Source organism: Bacillus nitratireducens, assembly GCF_001884135.1.
In the GTDB taxonomy this organism is placed as follows: Bacteria; Bacillota; Bacilli; order Bacillales; family Bacillaceae_G; genus Bacillus_A; species Bacillus_A nitratireducens.
Genome location: NZ_MAOC01000091.1, coordinates 297,891 through 319,061, shown reverse-complemented (window position 1 = coordinate 319,061; position 21,171 = coordinate 297,891). Strand labels below are relative to the sequence as shown.

The following is a 21,171-nucleotide window of genomic DNA, read 5'->3' as shown; positions in this document are numbered from 1 at the left end:
TGGCTTTTTTTATTAACGGCCCACAAAAACTATTAATTCTGATTTTTCTTATTTACATAGTGTGTTTTTAGTTGTATCCTTCATAGTAACGGCTATGTTAATTTATTTTGAAATAAAGGACTAGGAGAGGAAGTTATCCATGGTACAAATTCATCCGAAAACACGTATTGGTCATGTTGAATTTAAAGTGAAAGATTTAGAGCGTCAAGTTGATTTTTATAAGAATGTAGTAGGCTTAGAAGTTATAAAGCAAGAGGGGAATAAAGCACATTTAGCTGGAAAAGGTAGTAATAATACATTACTTGTTCTTGAAAAATTAGAGGACGGGGTACTGCAAGAACCACGTACAACGGGAATATACCATGTTGCCTTTTTAGTTCCGACTCGTGAAGCTTTTGCTTCGGCATTAATTGGTGTGCTTCGCAATAAGAACGTAATTGATAGTCCAGCTGAGCAAGAAGGACGTTATACATATTCAAATGAAATTTTACCAATTTCAAGGTTTAATAGCGCCAGTGATCATACGTATAGTGAGGCGTTTTATTTACAAGATTTAGAGGGGAATGGTATCGAAATATATGCAGACCGTCCGCGTGATCAGTGGGGAGAAGGGCCAGGAGGAAGTACGCCACTTGATTTAAAAGAACTAGCAACGCTTGTTGATTATGAGTTTGATGGATTACCTGCTGATACTGTCGTTGGGCACGTACATTTACGAATAGCTGATGTAGAGAAATCACATGAGTTTTATGTAGAAACAGTAGGCTTTGAAGTACAGCAGCGTGAAGATGATTGCTTATTTATTTCAGCAGGTGGATACCATCACCATATTGGTGCAAATACGTGGAACGGGGTAAATAACCCGCATCCACCAGTACATGCAACTGGACTGAAGGTGTATACAATTGTATTACCGCACAAAGAAGCGTTAGATGAAGTGAAAGAAAGATTAATAGAAAAACAACATGAGATAAATGAAAATACACTTGGATTTACAGTAGTAGATCCAAGTGGTATTGCAGTCCAGTTTGAAATAGAAGCAGTATAAAGTGAAACTATAATCAGTGGGGGTTTTGTTCATCCCCCACTGATTATTAGTTGTACTGCCCGTTAACGCGGGATAAAACAAGCCAGAAAGTGTGTAATCACTTTCTGGCTTGTTTTTGATTATTTATAGCTCAATCCAATACCTTCTTACAACATTACCATTTTCTTCAGTAAAATCATCATCACGGAGACCGCCGTTATGTAAAATCGTTTTCTCTGAAGCAGTATTCACTTCGTCGCAAACGACAAGTGCTTTCGTGATGTTTAATTCTTTCGTTTTTTCTAGTGATAACTCTAGTAATTTCGTAGCATAACCTTTTCTTCTTTCAGAAGGACGAATACCATAACCGATATGACCACCAGCGTTAAATAGATGATCAGTTAAACTATGACGTATATTAACAACTCCTACAACTCTATTTTCATCTGTCACGAGCCAATAAGTAGAATCTGGTACCCAAGTTTCAGGAATATTTATTCCGTTATGTGCGTCGTGTAATTCTTGAATCATTGCCGTGAAATTAGAAGGATTTTTTGAAATAACCCATGGAATCATCGTTTCACCGCTATCTTTCCATTCGGTATAAAAATCTAAGTATTCTTCTTGTAAATCAGTAGTAGGTGTAAGTAAAGAGACGTTCATTGTTAGTAAGCTCCTTTTATTTATGTTTTATTTCACAAAAATTATGATATAAAATGAAAGCGTTTTCTGACTTTCTCAACCTCATTTCACGCAACTCATTTGCCATTTTTAACTGAAAATAAGTTAGATGTTGAACTTTAAAGTTTTTTTGTATGAGAAGTAGGTTGTTTTATTTATGTTAATATTTAAAATATTAACATAAAATCATTGGGATATTAAATGTATTTTAATAAAATGCTTTTATATCGATGGATAGATGCATGTGATAATTTTTGTTTTATCTCTCTATAATGAATAAAAGGGGGAAGTGCCCGTGAGCTTACATATTGATTTAATTATACGAATCGGTGTTGCTGGTTTGTTAGGGGCGATAATCGGTATTGAAAGGGAAATTCGCTCAAAAGAAGCTGGATTAAAAACACATTTCCTAGTAGCCGTAGGGAGTGCTTTAATAATGGTCGTTTCGAAATATGCTTTTTCGGATATTGTGTTTGAAGAACATATGGCTCTTGATCCGAGCCGGATTGCAGCGCAAGTTGTTAGTGGAGTTGGATTTTTAGGTGCAGGTACAATCATTATTCAAAAGCAGGCAGTGAAAGGATTAACGACAGCGGCTGGTTTATGGGCTACAGCAGGAATAGGGTTAGCAATTGGAGCAGGTATGTATGTTGTAGGGATTGGAGCGATGATTCTCGTTTTGATTGGTTTAGAGATTGTAAGTCGTATTTTTAAGGTGCAATTTTTATTTCCGCAAAATATAACAGTGCAAATGTGTATAAATAAACAGGAAGCGGTACAACAAATAGTAGAGACGCTACAAGTGAAAGGTATTCCAATACTTTCATATGAAGTTGAAGCTTTACAGCAAGATACAGAAATAGTTTATAAGGTAGGAATACAATTGAAAAATATATCGTCAGAAGAAAAGAATGCATTTATTCAGCATATGCAAACATTGCCGGGAATTACGTTTATAAAGTTAAAATCATAGTGTTGAAATAGAGGATAGATGTAGCAGGAATTTCGCTATTATCTATCCTTTTTTTGACATGAATCACATGTGAAGTCAAGTGTTAATTTCACTTTGAATGGATACATGTGTGAACGTTCCCTTCTTTTTTCTCAATACAGAATAAATAGTCAGAATAGTAAAATAATGGTGCGGGACACTAAAAAATGTAAGGTAGGGGAGAGTATGAAAGGCTATTCAAAAAAAGTTTTAGTAGGGGTAAGTTTTGCTAGTTTAATGTTAGGGAGTTTTCAAGGAAGCATATTGGCGGAAGATACTAAGGGAGAGCAAGTTTCATATCGAAATGTGCTAAAAATGGAGCCGGTTGGTGTACAACTGCCAGTGGAAGAATTAGCTCATTCATCGAAAGTATTAGAAAGCAAGTCTTTTGAGAAAAGGCTACAATTTGCTGATTTATCGCAAAGACCGCCTGAAGTAAAAAAGGAAAGTAAACAATTAGCTGTAGCAAAAACTTATACAATTGCTGAATTAAATCAATTAAGCAATCAACAATTAGTAGATTTACTTGTAACAATCGATTGGGAGCAAATTACGGGGCTATTTCAGTTTAATAAGGACAGCCTTGCATTCTATCAAAATGATAGTAGGATGCAGGCGATTATTGATAAATTGAAGCAGCAAGGACAAGCTTATACGAAGGATGATTCAAAAGGGATTGAGACATTAGTAGAGGTATTGCGCTCTGGATTTTATTTAGGTTTTTATAATGCAGAATTAAGCAAACTTAATGAACGGAGCTATCATGACAAGTGCTTGCCGGCGTTAAAAACGATTGCGAACAATCCAAATTTCAAGCTCGGTACATTGGAACAAAATAGAGTTGTATCATCATACGGAAAATTAATAGGAAATGCTTCGAGTGATGTGGAAACGATAACATCGGCTGCAAAGATTTTTAAGCAATATAATGATAATTTTTCTACATTGGTAGATAATCTTTCAGCTGGAAATGCGATTTACGATATTATGCAAGGTGTTGATTACGATATTCAATCGTATTTGTACGATACGAGAAAAGCACCGAAAGATACAGTATGGTATCAGAGAATAGATAGTTATATTAATGAGTTAAGTAGATTTGCGTTAATGGGAACGATTACAGAGAAAAACGGATGGCTTATTAATAATGGCATTTATTATACAGGTAGACTCGGTATATTCCATAGTACAGGGACAAAAGGATTACAAGTTGCAACAGATGCGATGAAAATCTATCCTTATTTAGGTGAGCAATATTTCGTAGCAGCTGAGCAAATTACGACGAATTATGGCGGAAAAGATGCAAACGGTAACGTTGTTAATTTAGATCAAATACGAGAAGATGGGAAGAAAAAGTATTTGCCGAAAACGTATACGTTTGATGATGGTGCAATTGTTTTAAAAGCCGGAGATAAAGTGACTGAGGAGAAAGTTAAACGTTTATATTGGGCAGCAAAAGAAGTGAAGGCACAATTCCATCGTACGGTTGAAAGTGACCAACCGTTAGAAAAAGGAAATCCCGATGACGTATTAACGATGGTTATTTATAATAGCCCTGCTGAATATCAATTTAATCGTCAATTATATGGATATGAAACGAATAACGGTGGTCTTTATATAGAAGGAACAGGTACGTTCTTTACTTATGAACGTACGCCAGAAGAAAGTATTTATAGTTTAGAAGAATTGTTCCGCCATGAGTTCACGCATTACTTACAAGGTAGATATGAAGTGCCAGGACTTTGGGGACAAGGTAAGCTGTATGAGAATGAGAGATTATCTTGGTTTGAAGAAGGGAATGCTGAGTTTTTCGCAGGGGCAACGAGAACAGATAATGTTGTACCGAGAAAGAGTATTATAGGAGGACTATCTTCAAATCCAGCAGAACGTTATACGGCAGAGCGAACGTTAAATGCAAAGTATGGAACGTGGGATTTCTACAATTATTCCTTTGCGTTACAATCGTATATGTACAATAAGAGATACGATATGTTTGACAAAATTCATGATCTTATTAGGAAAAATGATGTGACAGCATATGATGCATACCGCTCTGCATTAAGTCAAGATGCGAATTTAAATAAAGAGTATCAAGATTATATGCAAATGTTAATAGATAATCGTGAGAAATATAACGTTCCATTAGTATCAGATGATTATTTAGCAACTCATGCACCGAAACCAGTTTCGGATATTGCAGCAGAAATTACAGCGGAAGCAAAATTAAGTAATGTATCAGTAAAGAAAAATAAATCACAGTTCTTTAATACATTTACACTACAAGGAACATATACAGGAACTTCTGCAAAAGGAGAAAATGAAGACTGGAAAACAATTACGCAAAACGTTAATGATACGTTAAAACGTTTAAGTGCGAAAGAATGGACAGGCTATAAAACAGTAACAGCTTACTTCGTGAATTACCGTGTGAATGCATCAGGGCAATTTGAATATGATGTTGTGTTCCACGGTATTAATACAGAAGAAGGTGCTGTGAATAAAGCGCCAATAGCGGTTATAAATGGTCCGTATAACGGAAATGTAAATGAAGCAATCTCGTTTAAAAGCGATGGATCAAAAGATGAAGATGGGAAAATTGCTTCTTATAAATGGGAGTTCGGTGATGGTGCGGTAAGTAATGAGCAAAATCCAACTCACGTATATACAAAAGAAGGAACGTATACGGCGAAATTAACAGTAACAGACGATAAAGGATTAACTAATACTGCTACAGCAAGTGTAACTGTTCAAAAGAAAGAAGATAACAGTGTAGAAAAAGAGCCGAATAATTCATTCCAAACAGCGAATAAACTGCAGTTAAACCAATTGTTACGTGCAAGTTTAGGAAACGGTGATACAAGTGATTACTTTGAAATAAATGTGGAAACAGCTAGGAATCTCCAAATTAACGTAACGAAGGAAAATAATATTGGGGTAAACTGGGTTCTTTATTCAGCAGCAGATTTAAATAATTATGTTACGTATGCTCAGACGCAAGGAAATAAATTAGTGGGCAGCTACAATGCGCATCCAGGTAAGTATTATTTACATGTATATCAATATGGTGGGGGAACAGGGAATTATACGGTAGAAGTGAAGTAACAAAAAGGTCGCCATGAATGGCGACCTTTTTGTTATGCGTTATACCCGAATAATTTTAGATCTTCTCCGGAGTCTGAAATTATTTTTTCGAATCGCAATCCTACTTTTTCTAACAGATTGCCTGAAGCAGCATTATCTATAGAAGTAATTGCTACAATTCGTTTCATACCTAGCTTATGTACACCGTATTCGATTACCGCAGCAGCTGATTCATAGCCGTACCCTTTCGAACGGAATTTTTCTAAAAAGGCAAAGCCGATATCAACATCTTCTAATGAATCTCTTTTAATAAGGCCGCACATGCCAAGTGGAGTGAGATCTTCTTTTCGTTCAACTAAGTAAAGACCAAAGCCCATTTTATTATACATATCGAAAGGTCCGTTTAAGATGTAATTTTTTGCATCTTCTAAGTTTTTAACCCTTTTATCACCAATAAACTGAATCCATGCAGGATCATTTACTAACTCAAGAATGAACGGAGCATCTTGTATATCGAACCAACGAAGAGTGAGTCGTTCAGTTTCAAGAACTATCAATCTATTGCACCACCTTTATAAGTTATAATAATTAGTATGGATTGTGTAACACAAAAGCGCAACATATTTTAATAGAGCCCTGCTTGTTCACATAAAGTTCGATTGTTTTGTATAAAAGGATATTTTATAATTAGGATTGACTGTAAAGAGTGAGATGCTTATACAATGACTCCTAGGAAACTAGGAGTTTTTACTATGTAACTATCATTATTACTAAATATGACGCACTACACATTCTACTTAAGGAGGTACATAATGAAGAAATTATATAATGCATCGTTTACGTATTTAATTATTGGTTTACTATCAGGAATTTTCGCTAGGGAGTATGGAAAGTATAAGGGGATTGTAGGATCTACTTTGTTAAATCTTTTGCATACACATACACTTGTACTTGGCTTTTTCTTCTTTTTAATTGCATTAGGATTAGCAAAAGTATTCGCGTTTCATGAAGCGAAAAGTTTTAATAAGTGGTTTGTTTTACATAATATTGCATTAACTTTAATGTTAGGTTCGCTAGCAGCGAGAGGGCTCCTTCAGCTAAATGGAGCGGACTTTAAAGGGTTAACTTATATTGTAGGGTTTTCTCATTCGTTGATGGCAGTTACTTTAATTTGGTTTATGTTGTTAATAAAAAAGTCATTTAAAATATAGTTTTATTGAAAAGAACTTGCACTAATTAGTGCAAGTTCTTTTTGTTTATTTGACAGTAGGAAGCGAATTTTATATATGTAAAACTTGAATTATTTAATTTTTCGGATTATTATGTATAAAATAGTTAACATATTTTGTAATTCTAATTTGTAGAAAGTAGGAGAGTGTACGATGGAAATAACGGTAGAGCGTTTAGTAAATGAATTAAGGGGTGTACTTCCCGAAGATCGAGTAGTTGTGAATAAGACAGTAAGAGAGTTACATAGTAAAGATGAATCTTATCATACTAGTAGTTTACCTGATGTAGTTGTTTTTCCGAAGACGACCGAAGAGGTCAGTAGGATAATGAAAGTAGCGAGTGAGCATGAAAAACCTGTCGTTCCTTTTGGGGTAGGTTCTAGTTTAGAAGGTCATATAATTCCTTATGAAAAGGGGATTACAGTTGATTTTTCATTAATGAACAAAATACTTGAAATAAGAGAGAAAGATTTTCTAGTGAAGGTACAACCGGGAGTGACACGCTCTCAGCTCAATAAAGAATTGAAAAAGTACGGTCTGTTCTTTAGTGTAGACCCAGGTGCAGATGCAACGTTAGGTGGAATGGCTGCTACGAATGCAAGCGGAACGACAGCGGTGAGATATGGAGTTATGCGTGATCAAGTTCGTGATTTAGAGGTGGTACTTGCTGAGGGGGAAGTAATACATACTGGAAATTTAGCAGCGAAGTCATCATCAGGTTATCATTTAAATGGAATTTTCGTAGGATCAGAAGGTACGCTTGGATGCTTTACAGAGTTAACATTAAAAGTATACGGCATACCAGAACATGTTATGGCTGCGAGAGCATCGTTTCCAACTATAAATGATGCGGTAGAAGCTGTTATTAATATACTGCAAGCGGGTATTCCAATTGCGAGAATTGAACTTGTAGATGAATTATCTATGAAACAAGTAAATCATTATAATGAAACAAGTTACAGAGAAGAGCCTACATTGTTTTTAGAGTTTCACGGTAATGAAGCTGGGCTAAAGCAAGACATTGAATTTACGAAGGAAATTGTTTTTGATCATAAATGTAAAGAAGTTGTTTTTGAAACGGAAACTGCGGCGAGAAATAAATTATGGGATGCACGGCATAATCTAGCGTACTCTTACGTTCATAGCTATCCTGGTAAAAAGCTTATGAGTACAGACGTATGTGTACCAATTTCAGAATTAGCGGGTGCAATCCAACATGCGAAAGAGACATTAGATAAAGTAGGTCTTGTTGGTGGTATTCTTGGCCATGTAGGAGATGGGAATTTCCATGTGCTATTAATGATTGATCCAAATGATAAAGATGAAGTGAGAAAAGGGGACGAAATAAACGAAAGTATCGTACTGTATGCTCTTAAACGTGGTGGAACGTGCACAGGAGAGCATGGCGTTGGGATAGGGAAACAGAAGTATCAAGAAGAAGAACATGGGGCTGCGCTTTTAGTAATGGAGAAAATAAAGAAAGCTCTTGACCCGCAAAACATTTTGAATCCGAATAAAGTTTTTCAATTGAAGGATAGGGGATGATTGGGTGAAAGTACTAGAAGCGATAAGTAATATAGCTGGAAAGTATTTTGCATTTTGGGTTATTTGTATTGCAGCTATTGCATATTTCATTCCTGGACCATTTCTAGGTTTAACTAGTTACATAACGATTTTACTTGGAGTTGTCATGTTTGGGATGGGATTAACATTAAAGGCTGTTGATTTTAAAATCATTGCTACAAAACCATTGCCAGTTATTATCGGTGTATGTGCTCAGTTTATTATTATGCCACTTGTCGCATACGTACTAGCCTACGTTATGAAGTTACCAGCCGAATTAGCGGCTGGATTAGTGTTACTCGGTTCTGTACCGGGTGGAACTGCATCAAATGTTATGGTTTATTTAGCAAAAGGAAACTTAGCGTTGTCTATTGCAATGACGTCACTATCAACTTTATTAGCGCCAATTGCTACACCTCTCATTTTATTATTACTTGCAGGACAATGGATGCCAGTGAATCCTATGTCTATGTTTCTTTCTATCGTACAAGTCATTATCATACCTATTATTTTAGGATTATTAGTGAAGAAGTTTTTCCCTAAAACTGTTACTAAAGGAATGACTGTTATCCCTTTAATATCGGTCTTAGCAATTATCATTATAGTTTCAGCGGTGGTTTCAGCCAATGTAAGTAGTATTACTTCTTCGGGACTTCTTATCTTTATTGCAGTTATGCTCCATAATGCATTTGGCTTTTTGCTCGGATATATAACAGCGTTCGTACTTGGACTAGACGAAGGTACAAGAAGAGCTATTTCAATAGAAGTAGGAATGCAAAATTCAGGATTAGGTGTTGCGCTGGCAACAGCACATTTTGGACCAGCGGCGGCACTTCCAAGTGTATTAGCGGCAGTGTGGCATAACATTGCAGGGCCAATTTTAGCAACAATCTGGTCAAAAAATGCAAAGAAATCTTTCAGTGATGAAAATTTATCGGTAAATATAGAAAAATAGGAGAGCAACCTTTTAGTTGAAATAGAGGAATGATAAAAAATGCAAAAACGTATTGTACATTTTGAAGGGCTAGTTGTTTTGGTAGCCACGATTTATGCGTATTCAGTATATGAATTTAGTTGGATTATATTTTTTGTGTTCCTTTTAGCGCCGGATTTATCAATGTTAGCGTATGGTGTAAATAATTATGTTGGTGCTAAAATTTATAATATATGTCACACATATATTATATCCATATTAATTGCTATCATAGGTGTCTATTTTAAGGTAGATTCCGTTATAATGATTGGTTTAATATGGACAGCGCACATTGGAATGGATCGAATGTTTGGATATGGATTGAAATATGAGACAGATTTTAAGGATACTCATATTCAAAGGTTATAATTGCTTTTGAGGAGAGGGATACATTGAAACAGAGAATTACTATCGAAGAATATAACATCAAATGGGAAAATGAATTTTATAAACTACAATCGCTCATTAACAATGTAATAAAAGAACTTGTTTTGTCCATTGAGCATGTTGGGAGTACATCTGTTAAAGAACTTGCAGCAAAACCAATATTAGATATTGATATTGTAATAGAAGATTATGAAGTTTTTCCTGAAGTAGTAAAAAAGCTTGAAACGATAGGGTACTATCATCAAGCGGAATGGAGCTTTAATGGGAGAGAGGCGTTTGGCAGAAAGGACGCTTTCGTTCCGTGGGACGGGGAAAGTACAGTTTGGATGGAACATCATCTATATGTGTGTGATAAGAATAGTGAAGAGTTGAGGAGACATGTAGCTTTTCGTAATTACCTTCGTGAACATACCGAAGTTGCTATTAAATATGGAAGCTTAAAAGAAGAGTTAGCAAGAGCGTCAAAAAATCGAGCTAGCTATAATGAAGGTAAGACAGCATTTATTACAAATATATTGGGGCAAATGAACTAAGGCGGCATGGAGTACATGCTGCCTATTTTTTTGAAATAGAAGGCTGCCATTGTAAAACAAATACAATCTGGCCCTGTTGATTGATGCGATTACTAAATATAATAGGAAATAAAATAGAAAAGACTGGAAAAGAGGGAGCTTATGTACATACCAAAATATTTCGCAATACAAGATGAAGAGATGAATTACGAAATAATTGAACAAAATAGCTTTGCGACATTATTTTCTCAACATAACGGGGAACCATATGCAACGCATTTACCGTTGTTATTAAATAGGGAGACTCTAACTTTACATGGCCATTTCGCACGTCCGAATGAACAGTGGAAAGATAGTGGAAATCAACAAGTACTCGCTATATTCCAAGGGCCACATAGTTACATCTCGCCGTCATGGTATGAAACAAACAATGCAGTACCAACATGGAATTATGTTGCGGTCCATGTATATGGAGAGTTGGAAATTGTTGAAGATGAACAGGAATTAATAGATTCTCTTCAAGATTTAGTACATAAATATGAAGATCCACAGAGCACGTACTCACTTAATGATGTAGACCCGAATTATATGGGAGGATTAAGTAAGGGAATAGTTGGGTTTAAAATAAAGATAAATAAAATAGAAGGAAAAGCGAAGTTAAGTCAAAATCATTCTGGGCAAAGACGGAAATTAGTTGTGGAGGAACTTGAGAAAGTTGGTAGTGAGGGGAGTAGGGGGATTGCTGATTTGATGAAAGAAATAGAGTGATTTCATATGAAGCAAAGGGATATTTCTATTTTTGTAGAAATATCTTTTACTTGAAAGAAAAACTGCCTCCGTAGCTCTAGAAGGGAAGAGCGCCGGAAAACAGTGTAGAACCGGGTCGCAAGGCGAAGGTTTCAGAAGCACCGAAAAGCAAATAAGCTGAGACAGGTGAAACTCCTGTCGGTGAAATTCCGTAGGGAAGCGTGTTCCCCTTAGCCTATGCTTACGAAAGGAGTGCGGGTTCGAATCCCGTCGGAGGCATATGGAAAGCCCTGTATGAAGAAATATTCGATTACATTAACTAAATAAGTGCATTTAAAAAAGACCTTCTTAATGGAAGGTCTTTCGTTTTTAAAGCGCTTTTACAGCTGTTGTTGAGTTGTAGTCTTTACTTACGTCAACAGATTGAACAAAGTCAGGTCTTTGTGGTGCAGGAAGATCAGCATGACCCGCTTGGTATGTAATTGAACTATGAATACCAGTAGCTAAAATACCGAAAACAGATAGTCCTAAAAAAACAGAGCCAATTTTTTTAATCATTTCAATGCCCCTTTCTCAAATGTTTTTTCTTTTGCCTGTAACGCCTTATGAAAATATTCGCTTGCCTTAATGTGGTTATTTTCACCATAAAATTTAACAGCTAATTTTTCTGAGTATTCTTGAGTGTAGTTATATAATAATTCTTTGTCGAAATACGTAATTCCTTTAAGAATAATTGTTTCTAATTCTTCAGAAGGAACATTATTATTTATTTCGTTTAGAATTTTAAAATGATATATATATTCTTCATTATTTAATTCCATACAAATTTTTAATCCTTTTTGGATTAACCCCTCAGCAATACTTGTTTCATCTAGTTTAGAGTGTTCTCTTGCTTGTAAGAAGAGAGCTTTGAAATGTGTAGGCCTCTTTTCAGTTACTTCTGATAGGTGACGTATTGCGAGTGTGGAGAGGTTTTGACTGGCATATAACCAACCCAAATTATTACGTACACTTAAAATTAATTCTTTTTCATCGGATTTTTGTAAAAGGTGTATTGCTGAATTATATTGCTCTTCTGCTTGTTCATATTGTTTTAAATATACAAATGAGGCACCTAATGTATTTTTACATAATCCAACTTTAACTTCGTAGCCAGCTTGTTTATTGAAAATCTCTTTAGCCTTTGTCGCATATTCAATAGATTCAATTGGTTGGTAAAAGTGATAATGGAAAATAGCCATCCGATAATAAAATTCAGCCTGCTCTAGATTATCAGTGTTATTTACTAATAATAATTTAGCCTGTTCATAATGTTCGCTAGCTAAGTTATAGTCTGTGGTTAAAGTTGCATAAATGCCTTTAAAGAAATGATAGTAGTAAGACAGTGGGTGATTAGATGAGATTACGTAAGAATCTATTTTATCAAAACTATCTTTTGAAATGCTTAAACTATCTACTAAAACTTTATATCGAAAATCTAGTAAGGAATGATATAATGCTAAGTTTTCATCTTCCTCAAAGTTTAGTTCCTTTTCCTCAATTTCATGTTTTAAGTTTGTCGCCTGAGACACATCTTGTTTAAGCATAGCTAAATACCAATCATTAAATAATTTCGTAATTTGTTCATTACCTTGTAGTTGAACGTTCATGAAATCCCCTCACTTTTTGAATATTCTTATAAAATATAGTATCAAAAATAACAATATTTAGAAATGATGTTTTATATTTCTCAACATTTGTTTAATGGATTTACTATTAAATAAATGTTGAGGAATTCTGTCCTTTAGTTTAAGAGAGGTTAGATACCATATTACAGAATCAAAAAATGATTTGAATATTGAATTTGAAAATACACTAATCTTTGAGATTTCTAAGAAGATGAAAACGGGAAAATTTAATATGAAAAGGTTAACAAGTATAAATTCATATATAAAAGCATGTAAAATTTTAAAATATATTTTAGAGAATAAAAAATTCCCTTCAGAAATATATGAGATAGGAGCTTCGATAAATAAGGTAGAAAAATTTAATACCATTTGTGAGGAAATTAAACAGTATGAAGATTTACTCGAGACTTGTGAGAGAATTGGTATTTCAGGCGATTATGTATTTGATGAAAAAGAAAATTTGGATGATTTATTTACCGGTATTTGCAATATTTTTCGAGAACAAAAATATGAATTAATTAGTGGCGAATCAAAAATAGATGGCCAAATAATCCTAAGGTTAAAATTATCAGAATATATTACCTTACTATTATTCAAAGATGAAAAAGATAATATGTTTTATAATATGTTTGATGAAAAAATCTTTCAGAGATTGGCGGCATTTATTCCTAAAAACCCAGGAGAGTTTAACCCTAATAAAGATACTTATAATAATGTTAGCATATATGCTGTATATAAAATTAGAGAAGATTTATTGTCCTTAACTAATTTTAACTTTGAAACATATAAAAAATCTTTTGATAATAAACGACATGATAAAGGATTAATGGAAAATAATCAAATTGCATTGGATTTAATTTCTACGTATGATGAATGTGGAAATATAGCGTATCTTGAATTAGCAAAGAGGCTTTTGGAAGATTTGATTGAAAGTCAACATGATAAGCAAATTCAAAAGAGAATTAATCAAAAGTTAGAAAGCGAAGAAGAAAACTATTTATATGATTTATTAGAAACTACAGATAATCCACAGTTAAAGTTTGTTGCAAATGTGATTTTAGGATTGAAACAGCAAGCGAGTAGAATTTTTAATAGGATGGATGATGGACAACAATCGGAAGTACATAAATGGCCTATTTATAATTTATATTTGCAATTATAGGTTTTTATAATGACTTAAAAGCCTTTGTGGAAGCGATCCTAGGTTTAAAGTGACTTTCATTAAATTAGCCTCTAAAATTAAACAAGAATATTTGATTGAAAAGTACTTTCATGGAAAATGTATAAAAAAGGTGCGTTCACACAATTTGTATGAACACACCTTTTTACATATTAAACAATCACGTCCCACAAAAAGTACGATAAGGACGATTCGACGGCGCTGGAGGCGTGCAGTAATCCGCTTGTTCTTGAGAATATTCATAAGGATTTGCTAAAGCTTGAAGAAGTTTCTCCATTACGCTATAGTCTCCATTTTTAACAGCTGCTTCTAGTGCTTCTTCTACTCTGTGGTTTCGAGGAATGATTACTGGATTGTTATTTTTCATCAACTTGTAGGCATCATCTTGTGATTCTTTTTGTCTTTCTAACCGGGATTGCCATAGCTCGTACCATTCTTTAAATTCAGGACTTTCAAATAAAGGTGCATTTTCTAATATATTGTCAGTTAATGCACGGAATGTATTTGTATAATCTGCTTTATATTTTTCCATTGCTTTTAAAAGTTTCTCAATAAATGATTGATCTTGTTCTTCATTGCTGAATAGTCCTAATTTCTTCTTCATTCCGAGGAACCAATTATTTTCGTACTGCACACTGAACTTTGAAATTTCATCTTGTGCAATTTTTAGTGCTTCTTCTTCATCTTCATGTAGTATTGGTATTAAAGATTCAGCTAAACGTGCGAGATCCCATGCAGCCATGTATGGTTGATTTCCGTATGCATAACGGCCTTGTGTGTCAATAGAGCTAAATACTGTTCCTTGGTTATAACTATCCATAAAGGCACACGGACCGTAATCAATCGTTTCACCGCTAATCGTTATATTGTCAGTGTTCATTACGCCGTGAATGAAGCCGACGAGTTGCCATTTGGCGATAAGGCTTGCTTGTCTTTTAATAACTTCTTGTAGTAATGCGACATACGGGTTTTCATGAGACTCAATTTCTGGATAATGTCTTTGTATCGTATAGTGGGCTAAAGCTTTTAAATCCTCGATTGATCCACGAGCTGCGGCATATTGAAAAGTACCGACGCGAATATGGCTGCTTGCTACTCTAGTTAAAATTGCTCCAGGTAATTTCGTTTCGCGATAGATTGGTTCGCCAGTTGAGACTACTGCTAAACTGCGAGTAGTTGGAATATCAAGCGCGTACATCGCTTCACTAATAATATACTCACGTAGCATCGGACCGAGTGCAGCGCGGCCATCACCACGGCGCGAATATGGAGTTGGACCGGAACCTTTCAATTGAATATCAAACCGTTCGCCTGAAGGAGTAATTTGTTCCCCAATTAAAAGGGCACGACCATCTCCTAACATGTTGAAATGACCAAATTGGTGCCCAGCATACGCCTGAGCTAGCGGGTGAGTTCCTTCTGGAATTGCATTACCAGCGAGAATAGCAATTTCAGCTTCCTTTTTTAGTTCCTCAGGATTAAAACCAAGAGATATTGCTAAAGAATTATTTAGTTTAATTAACTCCGGTGAGTGTACAGGAGTTGGGGGGATTTCGGTGAAAAATGATTTGGGCAGGTCAGTATAACTACTCTCTAAATTCCAACCAGTTTCGTTTTTATTAGTCATCGTATCTCCTCCTTTTTGTGTATTTTTGAAATTTGAATTGTAATTGGTTTTTAATTATTTTCTTGTACTTATATGTATTCTGTGTGAGGTTAACTAAAAATATTATACGTTTATTGTGAATTATCCCCTTGAAATCTATTGTAAGGACTTCACTGCATTGTGTCCATTTAACTGTCATAAAAACAAAAAGAGCCTTCGTTATATTGAACTGTACCCTATAAAATGGATATTTTAATAAAAAAGCCCTGAAAAATCAAGCACTTAAAAGGTGGTTCCGATATTGGATCGGAGCCATCTTTTTTAATGTCCACTGATAACGATTAGAATTATACTCCTCCATATAATTCTTTATGTTGAGCTCAAGGGATTCAAAGGTTTGACAATCTTTATAATCTAATTCATCTTTCATATGACCAAGGAAGGTTCCAATGGTGCATTGTCTAAACAATTGCCCCTACAGGACATAGACTGTCTGATCCCGATTTTTCTTACACGTTTTTGAAATTCAGGGTGTGTATAATGAATACCTTGGTCTGAATGTAGAAGCGCTTCAGTATGAATGACTTCTCCTAATCTCTCTTCCAAGTTATCTAATGTTTGATAGACGATATCCATTCATAATCTGTTTCATCGTTGCGTTCTTTTTGCAGCTGTTTATCTGTCTGATGGAGCCACGCATAGTATCCACTCCGACTTATCCCAGTCAGTATGCAAAGGTAACGCACCATACGTGGGAATTGGAATCGTGTGTATGTTTCTCGTGCTGTTAACGCTTCTTCTGTAACGCCTGCCTTGCGAGTTCGTCTAACTTTTTTAGGAATGTCAATTCTGCTTCTAAAAACGAAATACGTACTTCCGCTTTCTTTAATTTTTTATCAGGAGAGAGGGGTTTTTCCGAAGGGCGTCCCGTACTTCCTTTCCCACAGTGTTCTGTATAAAAGCCTTCCTCTCCAAATTGTTCAAAGGTTCTTCGCCAACGTTTCAAGCATTGTTTTGGTTTCTTCTCACCAATCACAGCTAAGTCAAACCCATTCTCTAAAAAGATTTGGCTAGGACCTTTTCCTTGTGGATTTTCGTTTACCTCTCATTTTCGAAAAAATTTTGTGGCGATCTATCCATAACAGAAACCATGACCTGTTACCTTACGTAAGAAAGTCTATACTGCGCTTCTGCTTACAAGAAACATACAAAAATATTACAAAGTAAAGGAAAAATGTTGTAAATTTATGGATAATATTGTTATTATATGTAACGTGTTTTAGTTTTTTGTGTTAGAATTATACACATAATTCCCAATATCTGAATATACTCTTATGAATCCTCATGCGTATTAGAAGGTGGGGTGAGAATGATGGATGCAAAAACCAAGTGTTTTATACAGAACCTAAACGAGAAATTGCAATTTTGTACATACGAGTTTATTAAACTAGAAGACTGTGGAGAAAAGGAGCAGGTTGAGAAAGAGCTGCAAACGATCTTATCAGATATCGAGATTATGATTCATTTAACAGAACTTTTTATGTTAATAGACAGTTCGTATGCGTCAGAATTAAAGCAAATACATGAGAAATTGCTGCAAAAACAAGAGTATATTCAATTCGAATGCACCAACGATTTCGTCCGTGTTTAGAAGAATGAATACATTAAGAATTCTAAAAATAAAAAATATTTTTTCGGAAAAACTTATTTACATTTCTTGATTTTTGGAATAAACTTCTAATTGTAGAAAAAATACAAAATATGGAAAGGTTGTGCGTTATGACAAACGTAACAGGAACAAAATTTACTTATGAACAAGTGCAGGAAGTAATCACGAATGTAATCAAGGAAGAAGCTTCAGTAGATGAAGTATCATTAGATGCAACTTTACAAGATCTAGATGTGGATTCATTATTGTTTGCAGAAATTATGATTGTACTACAAGATGAATTTGATCAAGAGCTGGAAGTAGAAGACCACTTAAACCCTAAAGAATCAAAGCCCACTGTTAACGAATTAGTTAAAGCAGTTTATACATGTTTACAAGTTTAGAAGTTTAAACTTGTTATAATTCTTTTAAGTTAATAGTCAGATTTTAAAATAAAAGTCAATATGCAAGAAAATTATGATTCGTAGAAGGAGTTAATAAGATGACGACTACAGTTGATACGCGTACACGATTTGATGTAGAGAAATTCGAAGAATGGAAGAAAGAAGGCGTTTATCCGTTCTTCCCAACAGTTGAATCCACAACTGACAACTACATTACGACAAAAGAAAACGGTAAAATGTTAATGTTTGGTTCATGCGATTATCTTGGTTTGTCACAAAATGATTACTTAAAACAAAAATCTATTGAAGCCATTCGAAATTTCGGTACAAATACATATGGTGCACAAATCTTTTGTGGTCATACAACGATCCATAATGAATTAGAAAACAAACTTGCGAAATTATATAATAAGCCAGCTGGTATTATCTTCCCTTCAGGAATGACTGCAAATATCGGTGTGTTAACGGTAATGGCTGGTCCAGATGATGTTATTATCAATGACAGATTAAATCATATCTCCATCTTTATGGGGAGCCAGTTATCAGGTGCACAAATCCGATCTTTCCCTCATAATAACGTAAAGAAGCTTGAATCAATCTTAAAACAAAGCATGGATAAAGGAAAAAGAATCATCGTAGTCGATGGCCTCTTCAGCGCAGATGGAGATTATGCTCCGTTAGATAAAATCTGTGTGCTTGCAAAAGAATATAACGCAATTGTCATGGTTGACGAAGCACATTCATTTGGTGTTGTAGGGCCCAATGGTTTAGGTGTAGCGGAACATTTTGGTGTTTTAGACCAAGTAGATATTGTCGTAGGAACAATGAGTAAAGCTGTAGGTAGTGTTGGTGGATTTATTGTTACAAATAAAGAAATCGAAAGTGCCATTAGATATTATGCACCATCATATACGAGTTCAAGAGGTTCAACACCAGCAGTTGCTGCCGCATCACTTGCATCTTTAACATATATGGAAGAACACGGCATACAATTAAGAGAAGACCTATGGAGAAATTCTTCTTACCTAATCGAAAAACTACAAGAGAATGGTTTTAATTTACTAGATACGGTTAGTCAAATTGTTCCTGTTTTAGTCGGCGACGACAAAAAAACAGCGAGTGTTACATCATGGTTAATGGAAAGAGGACTATTTACAGCAGCATTCATTTCACCAGGTGTACCAGTAAATAAAGGGCGCTTACGTATTGGTGTTACAAGTAGCCACTCCCTTGAAGAATGCCAAAAAGTTGTGGACCTATTAATAGAAGCAAAAGAAGTTTTCAAATTTTAATTCCTATATTTACTAACTATTGTTAGAAAAGATGATATACTTACAATAGTTGGGATACCATCAGCAACATTACCGCATTAACCCCGCGCTGATGGTATCATTATAAATATATTTATTAAAAAGGATGCGAATCATGGAAAATTACGAATGCAAAAACAGAGAAAACATTCTTGAACAATTCAATTTGACGACTCCCATTTTCCAAGCATTGGGCGATGTAAATCGGCAACAAATTATCATGATTTTACTTAAAACCGATGGTTTAAATGTAACTCAAATAACAGAACAAATGTCAATTTCTAGACCTGCAGTATCACATCATTTAAAAATATTAAAGCAAGCAGAATTGGTTAGACCAAAGAAACACGGAAAAGAAGTATACTATTCTTTGACAACCAGTAATTTCGTTATTTATATGAAAGAATTAGTATCTGCGATTGAAGCAGGATATTAATTTTTTTGTATAACAAGTTTATAAGTTTGAACCTGTAAACACGAAACTTACAAATTTAACTAATTAGGAGGTACAAAGATGCAAAATCAAAACCAATCAAACAAGATTTATTTCTTACTTCTACTAGTTCCTTTGTTTTGGGGCGGTTCCTTCTCGACAGCTGAACATGTTGTAACTGAAATCCCGCCATTAGTCGCAGCTACTCTTCGTTTCGGTATCGCAGGTGTCATCCTTATGGTGTATTTAACAATTAAATCGGAATGGGATATGGCTTCTATCAAGAAAGGATGGAAAGGACTATTACTCGTTGCGTTAACTGGTATTTTCGGCTATAACGCTCTATTCTTTTTAGGTGTACACTATACGTCCGCTATCAATGGTTCATTAATTATTGCAACCATGCCAATCTTCGTTACACTAGGTTCGATTCTTTTTTTAAATGAAAAATGGAACAGTAAAGTTGGAATCAGTTTAGTACTATCTTTAGTCGGTGTTATTATCGTGATTACAAAAGGATCTCTTGATATGTTACTTTCCTTAGCATTTAATGTTGGGGATTTATTGTTTTTAGCAGCTCTAGCATGCGGCGTTATATATGGTTTAGTAGGGAAAGCTGTCATGAAAGACGTTTCACCATTATTTGCTACGACAATAATGACTGTTATGGGCTCTGTTTTCCTAGCAATCTCTTCCTTATATGAAGGGGGTTGGGACAAAGTACCTAGTATGTCTGCACAAAGCTGGTTAGAAATGTTTTATATGGTTGTATGTGGTACGCTCGTTGGATATATTATTTTCAATAAAGGTGTAGAGCAAATCGGGGCGAGCAAAGCGAGCATGTATCTGAACCTTACACCAATCGTTACGACTTTAATTTCTGTCGTATTCTATGGTTCTGTCATGAGTTGGAAAGAAGTAATCGGTATGTTATTTGTATTAATCGGTGTATATATCGCGACTGCAAAATCGGCAAATCAAAGCAAGAAAGTCGCTTTAAATGATTAAAGGAATAGGCATCGATATTACAGAGATTGAAAGATGGAAGAATAAAAAAGCACTTCAAAAGCTATTTACAAAGCAAGAAGTACTGTGGGCAAAAGAAAATTACATCAATTATTCTATTATGTGGTGTATCAAAGAAGCGACAGTAAAGGCAATCGGTACTGGCTTTCAAAAGAACACGATGTGGAAAGATATAGAGATAATAAACATTGATGGAAAATACGAAATACATTTTAGCGCAGCAGCAAGACAAACCTGTCACATTACGGCAGAAGATCAATTTCATATTGATGTGACAAGAAACAGTACGAATGTGATATCACAAGTAATTTGGACTGATACTCATTTTGCGTAATTAATCTACTATTATAATAGAAGGAAATGAAGAAAAAACCTATGCATGGGCATAGGTTTTTTCTTATCAATCTAATTAACTTAAAGTCAATGCATCATTCATTCTCCGTACCTCATTTCTATCGTTGGTTCCATTATAACGAGGTTTTTTGATAAAAATACACAAAAAACCCGAATCATGGGGCTTTTTTAAGTGTCCATGATTCGGGATACAGTTCATATAACGAAGGCTCTTTTTGTTTTTTTCCTTTTATTCATACACAGTCCTCATAGTTGTAGATGTATAAAAGGAAAAAAGAAATTTGGGGCGTAATCTATCTATATGATAATTCAAAATGAAATATAAGTCTATATTTTTGTTGTTTTTTTGATT

Annotated in this window: 23 protein-coding genes; 16 read left to right on the top strand and 7 right to left on the bottom strand. The window is 34.8% G+C overall.

Annotated elements, in window-relative coordinates:
* The first annotated feature begins 139 nt into the window (after positions 1 to 139).
* Positions 140 to 1,048 (top strand): VOC family protein, encoded by a 909-nt coding sequence (locus tag BAU23_RS26485; RefSeq protein ID WP_071735507.1) that lies wholly within the window; start codon positions 140 to 142, stop codon positions 1,046 to 1,048.
* Positions 1,049 to 1,171: 123 nt separating this feature from the next.
* Here the strand turns inward: BAU23_RS26485 and BAU23_RS26480 are convergent, their stop codons facing one another.
* The gene (locus BAU23_RS26480; protein ID WP_001103136.1) at positions 1,172 to 1,690 is read right to left on the bottom strand and encodes a GNAT family N-acetyltransferase; all 519 of its coding nucleotides are present in this window, start codon (positions 1,688 to 1,690) and stop codon (positions 1,172 to 1,174) included.
* Positions 1,691 to 2,003: 313 nt separating this feature from the next.
* On the opposite strand from BAU23_RS26480, the gene BAU23_RS26475 reads away from it, so the two are divergent.
* The gene (locus tag BAU23_RS26475) at positions 2,004 to 2,681 is read left to right on the top strand and encodes an MgtC/SapB family protein (protein ID WP_000052100.1); all 678 of its coding nucleotides are present in this window, start codon (positions 2,004 to 2,006) and stop codon (positions 2,679 to 2,681) included.
* A gap of 204 nt (positions 2,682 to 2,885) precedes the next feature.
* A complete protein-coding gene (gene colA, locus BAU23_RS26470) occupies positions 2,886 to 5,801 on the top strand; it encodes a collagenase ColA (protein WP_071735505.1) in 2,916 nt (971 codons plus the stop codon).
* A gap of 32 nt (positions 5,802 to 5,833) precedes the next feature.
* Here the strand turns inward: colA and BAU23_RS26465 are convergent, their stop codons facing one another.
* Positions 5,834 to 6,337 (bottom strand): GNAT family N-acetyltransferase, encoded by a 504-nt coding sequence (locus tag BAU23_RS26465; RefSeq protein ID WP_000636218.1) that lies wholly within the window; start codon positions 6,335 to 6,337, stop codon positions 5,834 to 5,836.
* 255 nt (positions 6,338 to 6,592) lie between these two features.
* Here BAU23_RS26465 and BAU23_RS26460 point away from each other — a divergent pair, with 255 nt between their 5' ends.
* From BAU23_RS26460 to BAU23_RS26435, 6 genes are all read left to right on the top strand, one after another.
* On the top strand, positions 6,593 to 6,991 hold the full coding sequence (locus tag BAU23_RS26460) for a DUF2871 family protein (protein ID WP_000737900.1): 399 nt from the start codon (positions 6,593 to 6,595) through the stop codon (positions 6,989 to 6,991).
* 171 nt (positions 6,992 to 7,162) lie between these two features.
* Complete coding sequence (locus tag BAU23_RS26455) at positions 7,163 to 8,554, top strand: FAD-binding oxidoreductase (protein ID WP_000406964.1); 1,392 nt, start codon at positions 7,163 to 7,165, stop codon at positions 8,552 to 8,554.
* Between the two features lie 4 nt (positions 8,555 to 8,558).
* Entirely contained in the window at positions 8,559 to 9,527 is a 969-nt protein-coding gene (locus BAU23_RS26450; protein WP_000865829.1) for a bile acid:sodium symporter family protein, read from the top strand.
* 39 nt (positions 9,528 to 9,566) lie between these two features.
* On the top strand, positions 9,567 to 9,914 hold the full coding sequence (locus BAU23_RS26445) for a DUF4260 domain-containing protein (RefSeq protein ID WP_001172056.1): 348 nt from the start codon (positions 9,567 to 9,569) through the stop codon (positions 9,912 to 9,914).
* Positions 9,915 to 9,937: 23 nt separating this feature from the next.
* Complete coding sequence (locus BAU23_RS26440) at positions 9,938 to 10,465, top strand: GrpB family protein (RefSeq protein ID WP_000813598.1); 528 nt, start codon at positions 9,938 to 9,940, stop codon at positions 10,463 to 10,465.
* 141 nt (positions 10,466 to 10,606) lie between these two features.
* On the top strand, positions 10,607 to 11,212 hold the full coding sequence (locus BAU23_RS26435; RefSeq protein WP_071735503.1) for an FMN-binding negative transcriptional regulator: 606 nt from the start codon (positions 10,607 to 10,609) through the stop codon (positions 11,210 to 11,212).
* A gap of 348 nt (positions 11,213 to 11,560) precedes the next feature.
* On the opposite strand, the gene BAU23_RS26430 is transcribed toward BAU23_RS26435, so the two are convergent.
* Both BAU23_RS26430 and BAU23_RS26425 read right to left on the bottom strand, forming a co-directional pair.
* The gene (locus BAU23_RS26430) at positions 11,561 to 11,749 is read right to left on the bottom strand and encodes a Phr family secreted Rap phosphatase inhibitor (RefSeq protein WP_002137631.1); all 189 of its coding nucleotides are present in this window, start codon (positions 11,747 to 11,749) and stop codon (positions 11,561 to 11,563) included.
* Positions 11,746 to 12,840 carry a response regulator aspartate phosphatase gene (locus BAU23_RS26425; protein ID WP_002066505.1) on the bottom strand — a complete coding sequence of 365 codons (1,095 nt, stop codon included), beginning with the start codon at positions 12,838 to 12,840 and terminating at the stop codon, positions 11,746 to 11,748. The genes BAU23_RS26430 and BAU23_RS26425 overlap by 4 nt, the downstream gene beginning before the upstream one ends.
* Before the next feature lie 250 nt (positions 12,841 to 13,090).
* Between BAU23_RS26425 and BAU23_RS26420 the strand changes: the two genes are divergently transcribed.
* Complete coding sequence (locus BAU23_RS26420; RefSeq protein WP_131802519.1) at positions 13,091 to 14,020, top strand: hypothetical protein; 930 nt, start codon at positions 13,091 to 13,093, stop codon at positions 14,018 to 14,020.
* Between the two features lie 178 nt (positions 14,021 to 14,198).
* Here the strand turns inward: BAU23_RS26420 and BAU23_RS26415 are convergent, their stop codons facing one another.
* The 3 genes from BAU23_RS26415 to BAU23_RS26405 all read right to left on the bottom strand — a co-directional run bounded on the left by BAU23_RS26415 (position 14,199) and on the right by BAU23_RS26405 (position 16,680).
* Positions 14,199 to 15,665 carry a protein adenylyltransferase SelO gene (locus tag BAU23_RS26415; RefSeq protein ID WP_071735499.1) on the bottom strand — a complete coding sequence of 489 codons (1,467 nt, stop codon included), beginning with the start codon at positions 15,663 to 15,665 and terminating at the stop codon, positions 14,199 to 14,201.
* Positions 15,666 to 15,918: 253 nt separating this feature from the next.
* Entirely contained in the window at positions 15,919 to 16,074 is a 156-nt protein-coding gene (locus BAU23_RS31065; protein WP_079999286.1) for an IS3 family transposase, read from the bottom strand.
* 357 nt (positions 16,075 to 16,431) lie between these two features.
* A complete protein-coding gene (locus BAU23_RS26405) occupies positions 16,432 to 16,680 on the bottom strand; it encodes a hypothetical protein (RefSeq protein WP_000578779.1) in 249 nt (82 codons plus the stop codon).
* Between the two features lie 333 nt (positions 16,681 to 17,013).
* On the opposite strand from BAU23_RS26405, the gene BAU23_RS26400 reads away from it, so the two are divergent.
* The 6 genes from BAU23_RS26400 to BAU23_RS26375 all read left to right on the top strand — a co-directional run bounded on the left by BAU23_RS26400 (position 17,014) and on the right by BAU23_RS26375 (position 20,799).
* Entirely contained in the window at positions 17,014 to 17,295 is a 282-nt protein-coding gene (locus BAU23_RS26400; protein WP_000968549.1) for a hypothetical protein, read from the top strand.
* A 128-nt stretch (positions 17,296 to 17,423) separates the two neighbouring features.
* The gene (locus tag BAU23_RS26395) at positions 17,424 to 17,696 is read left to right on the top strand and encodes an acyl carrier protein (protein ID WP_000186169.1); all 273 of its coding nucleotides are present in this window, start codon (positions 17,424 to 17,426) and stop codon (positions 17,694 to 17,696) included.
* 98 nt (positions 17,697 to 17,794) lie between these two features.
* Positions 17,795 to 18,988 carry an aminotransferase class I/II-fold pyridoxal phosphate-dependent enzyme gene (locus tag BAU23_RS26390; protein WP_000214187.1) on the top strand — a complete coding sequence of 398 codons (1,194 nt, stop codon included), beginning with the start codon at positions 17,795 to 17,797 and terminating at the stop codon, positions 18,986 to 18,988.
* A 133-nt stretch (positions 18,989 to 19,121) separates the two neighbouring features.
* Entirely contained in the window at positions 19,122 to 19,442 is a 321-nt protein-coding gene (locus BAU23_RS26385) for an ArsR/SmtB family transcription factor (protein ID WP_000432919.1), read from the top strand.
* Positions 19,443 to 19,520: 78 nt separating this feature from the next.
* On the top strand, positions 19,521 to 20,447 hold the full coding sequence (locus tag BAU23_RS26380; RefSeq protein WP_001180997.1) for a DMT family transporter: 927 nt from the start codon (positions 19,521 to 19,523) through the stop codon (positions 20,445 to 20,447).
* Entirely contained in the window at positions 20,440 to 20,799 is a 360-nt protein-coding gene (locus BAU23_RS26375; protein ID WP_016130043.1) for a 4'-phosphopantetheinyl transferase superfamily protein, read from the top strand. Before BAU23_RS26380 ends, BAU23_RS26375 begins: the two co-directional genes overlap by 8 nt.
* Positions 20,800 to 21,171: the final 372 nt, after the last annotated feature.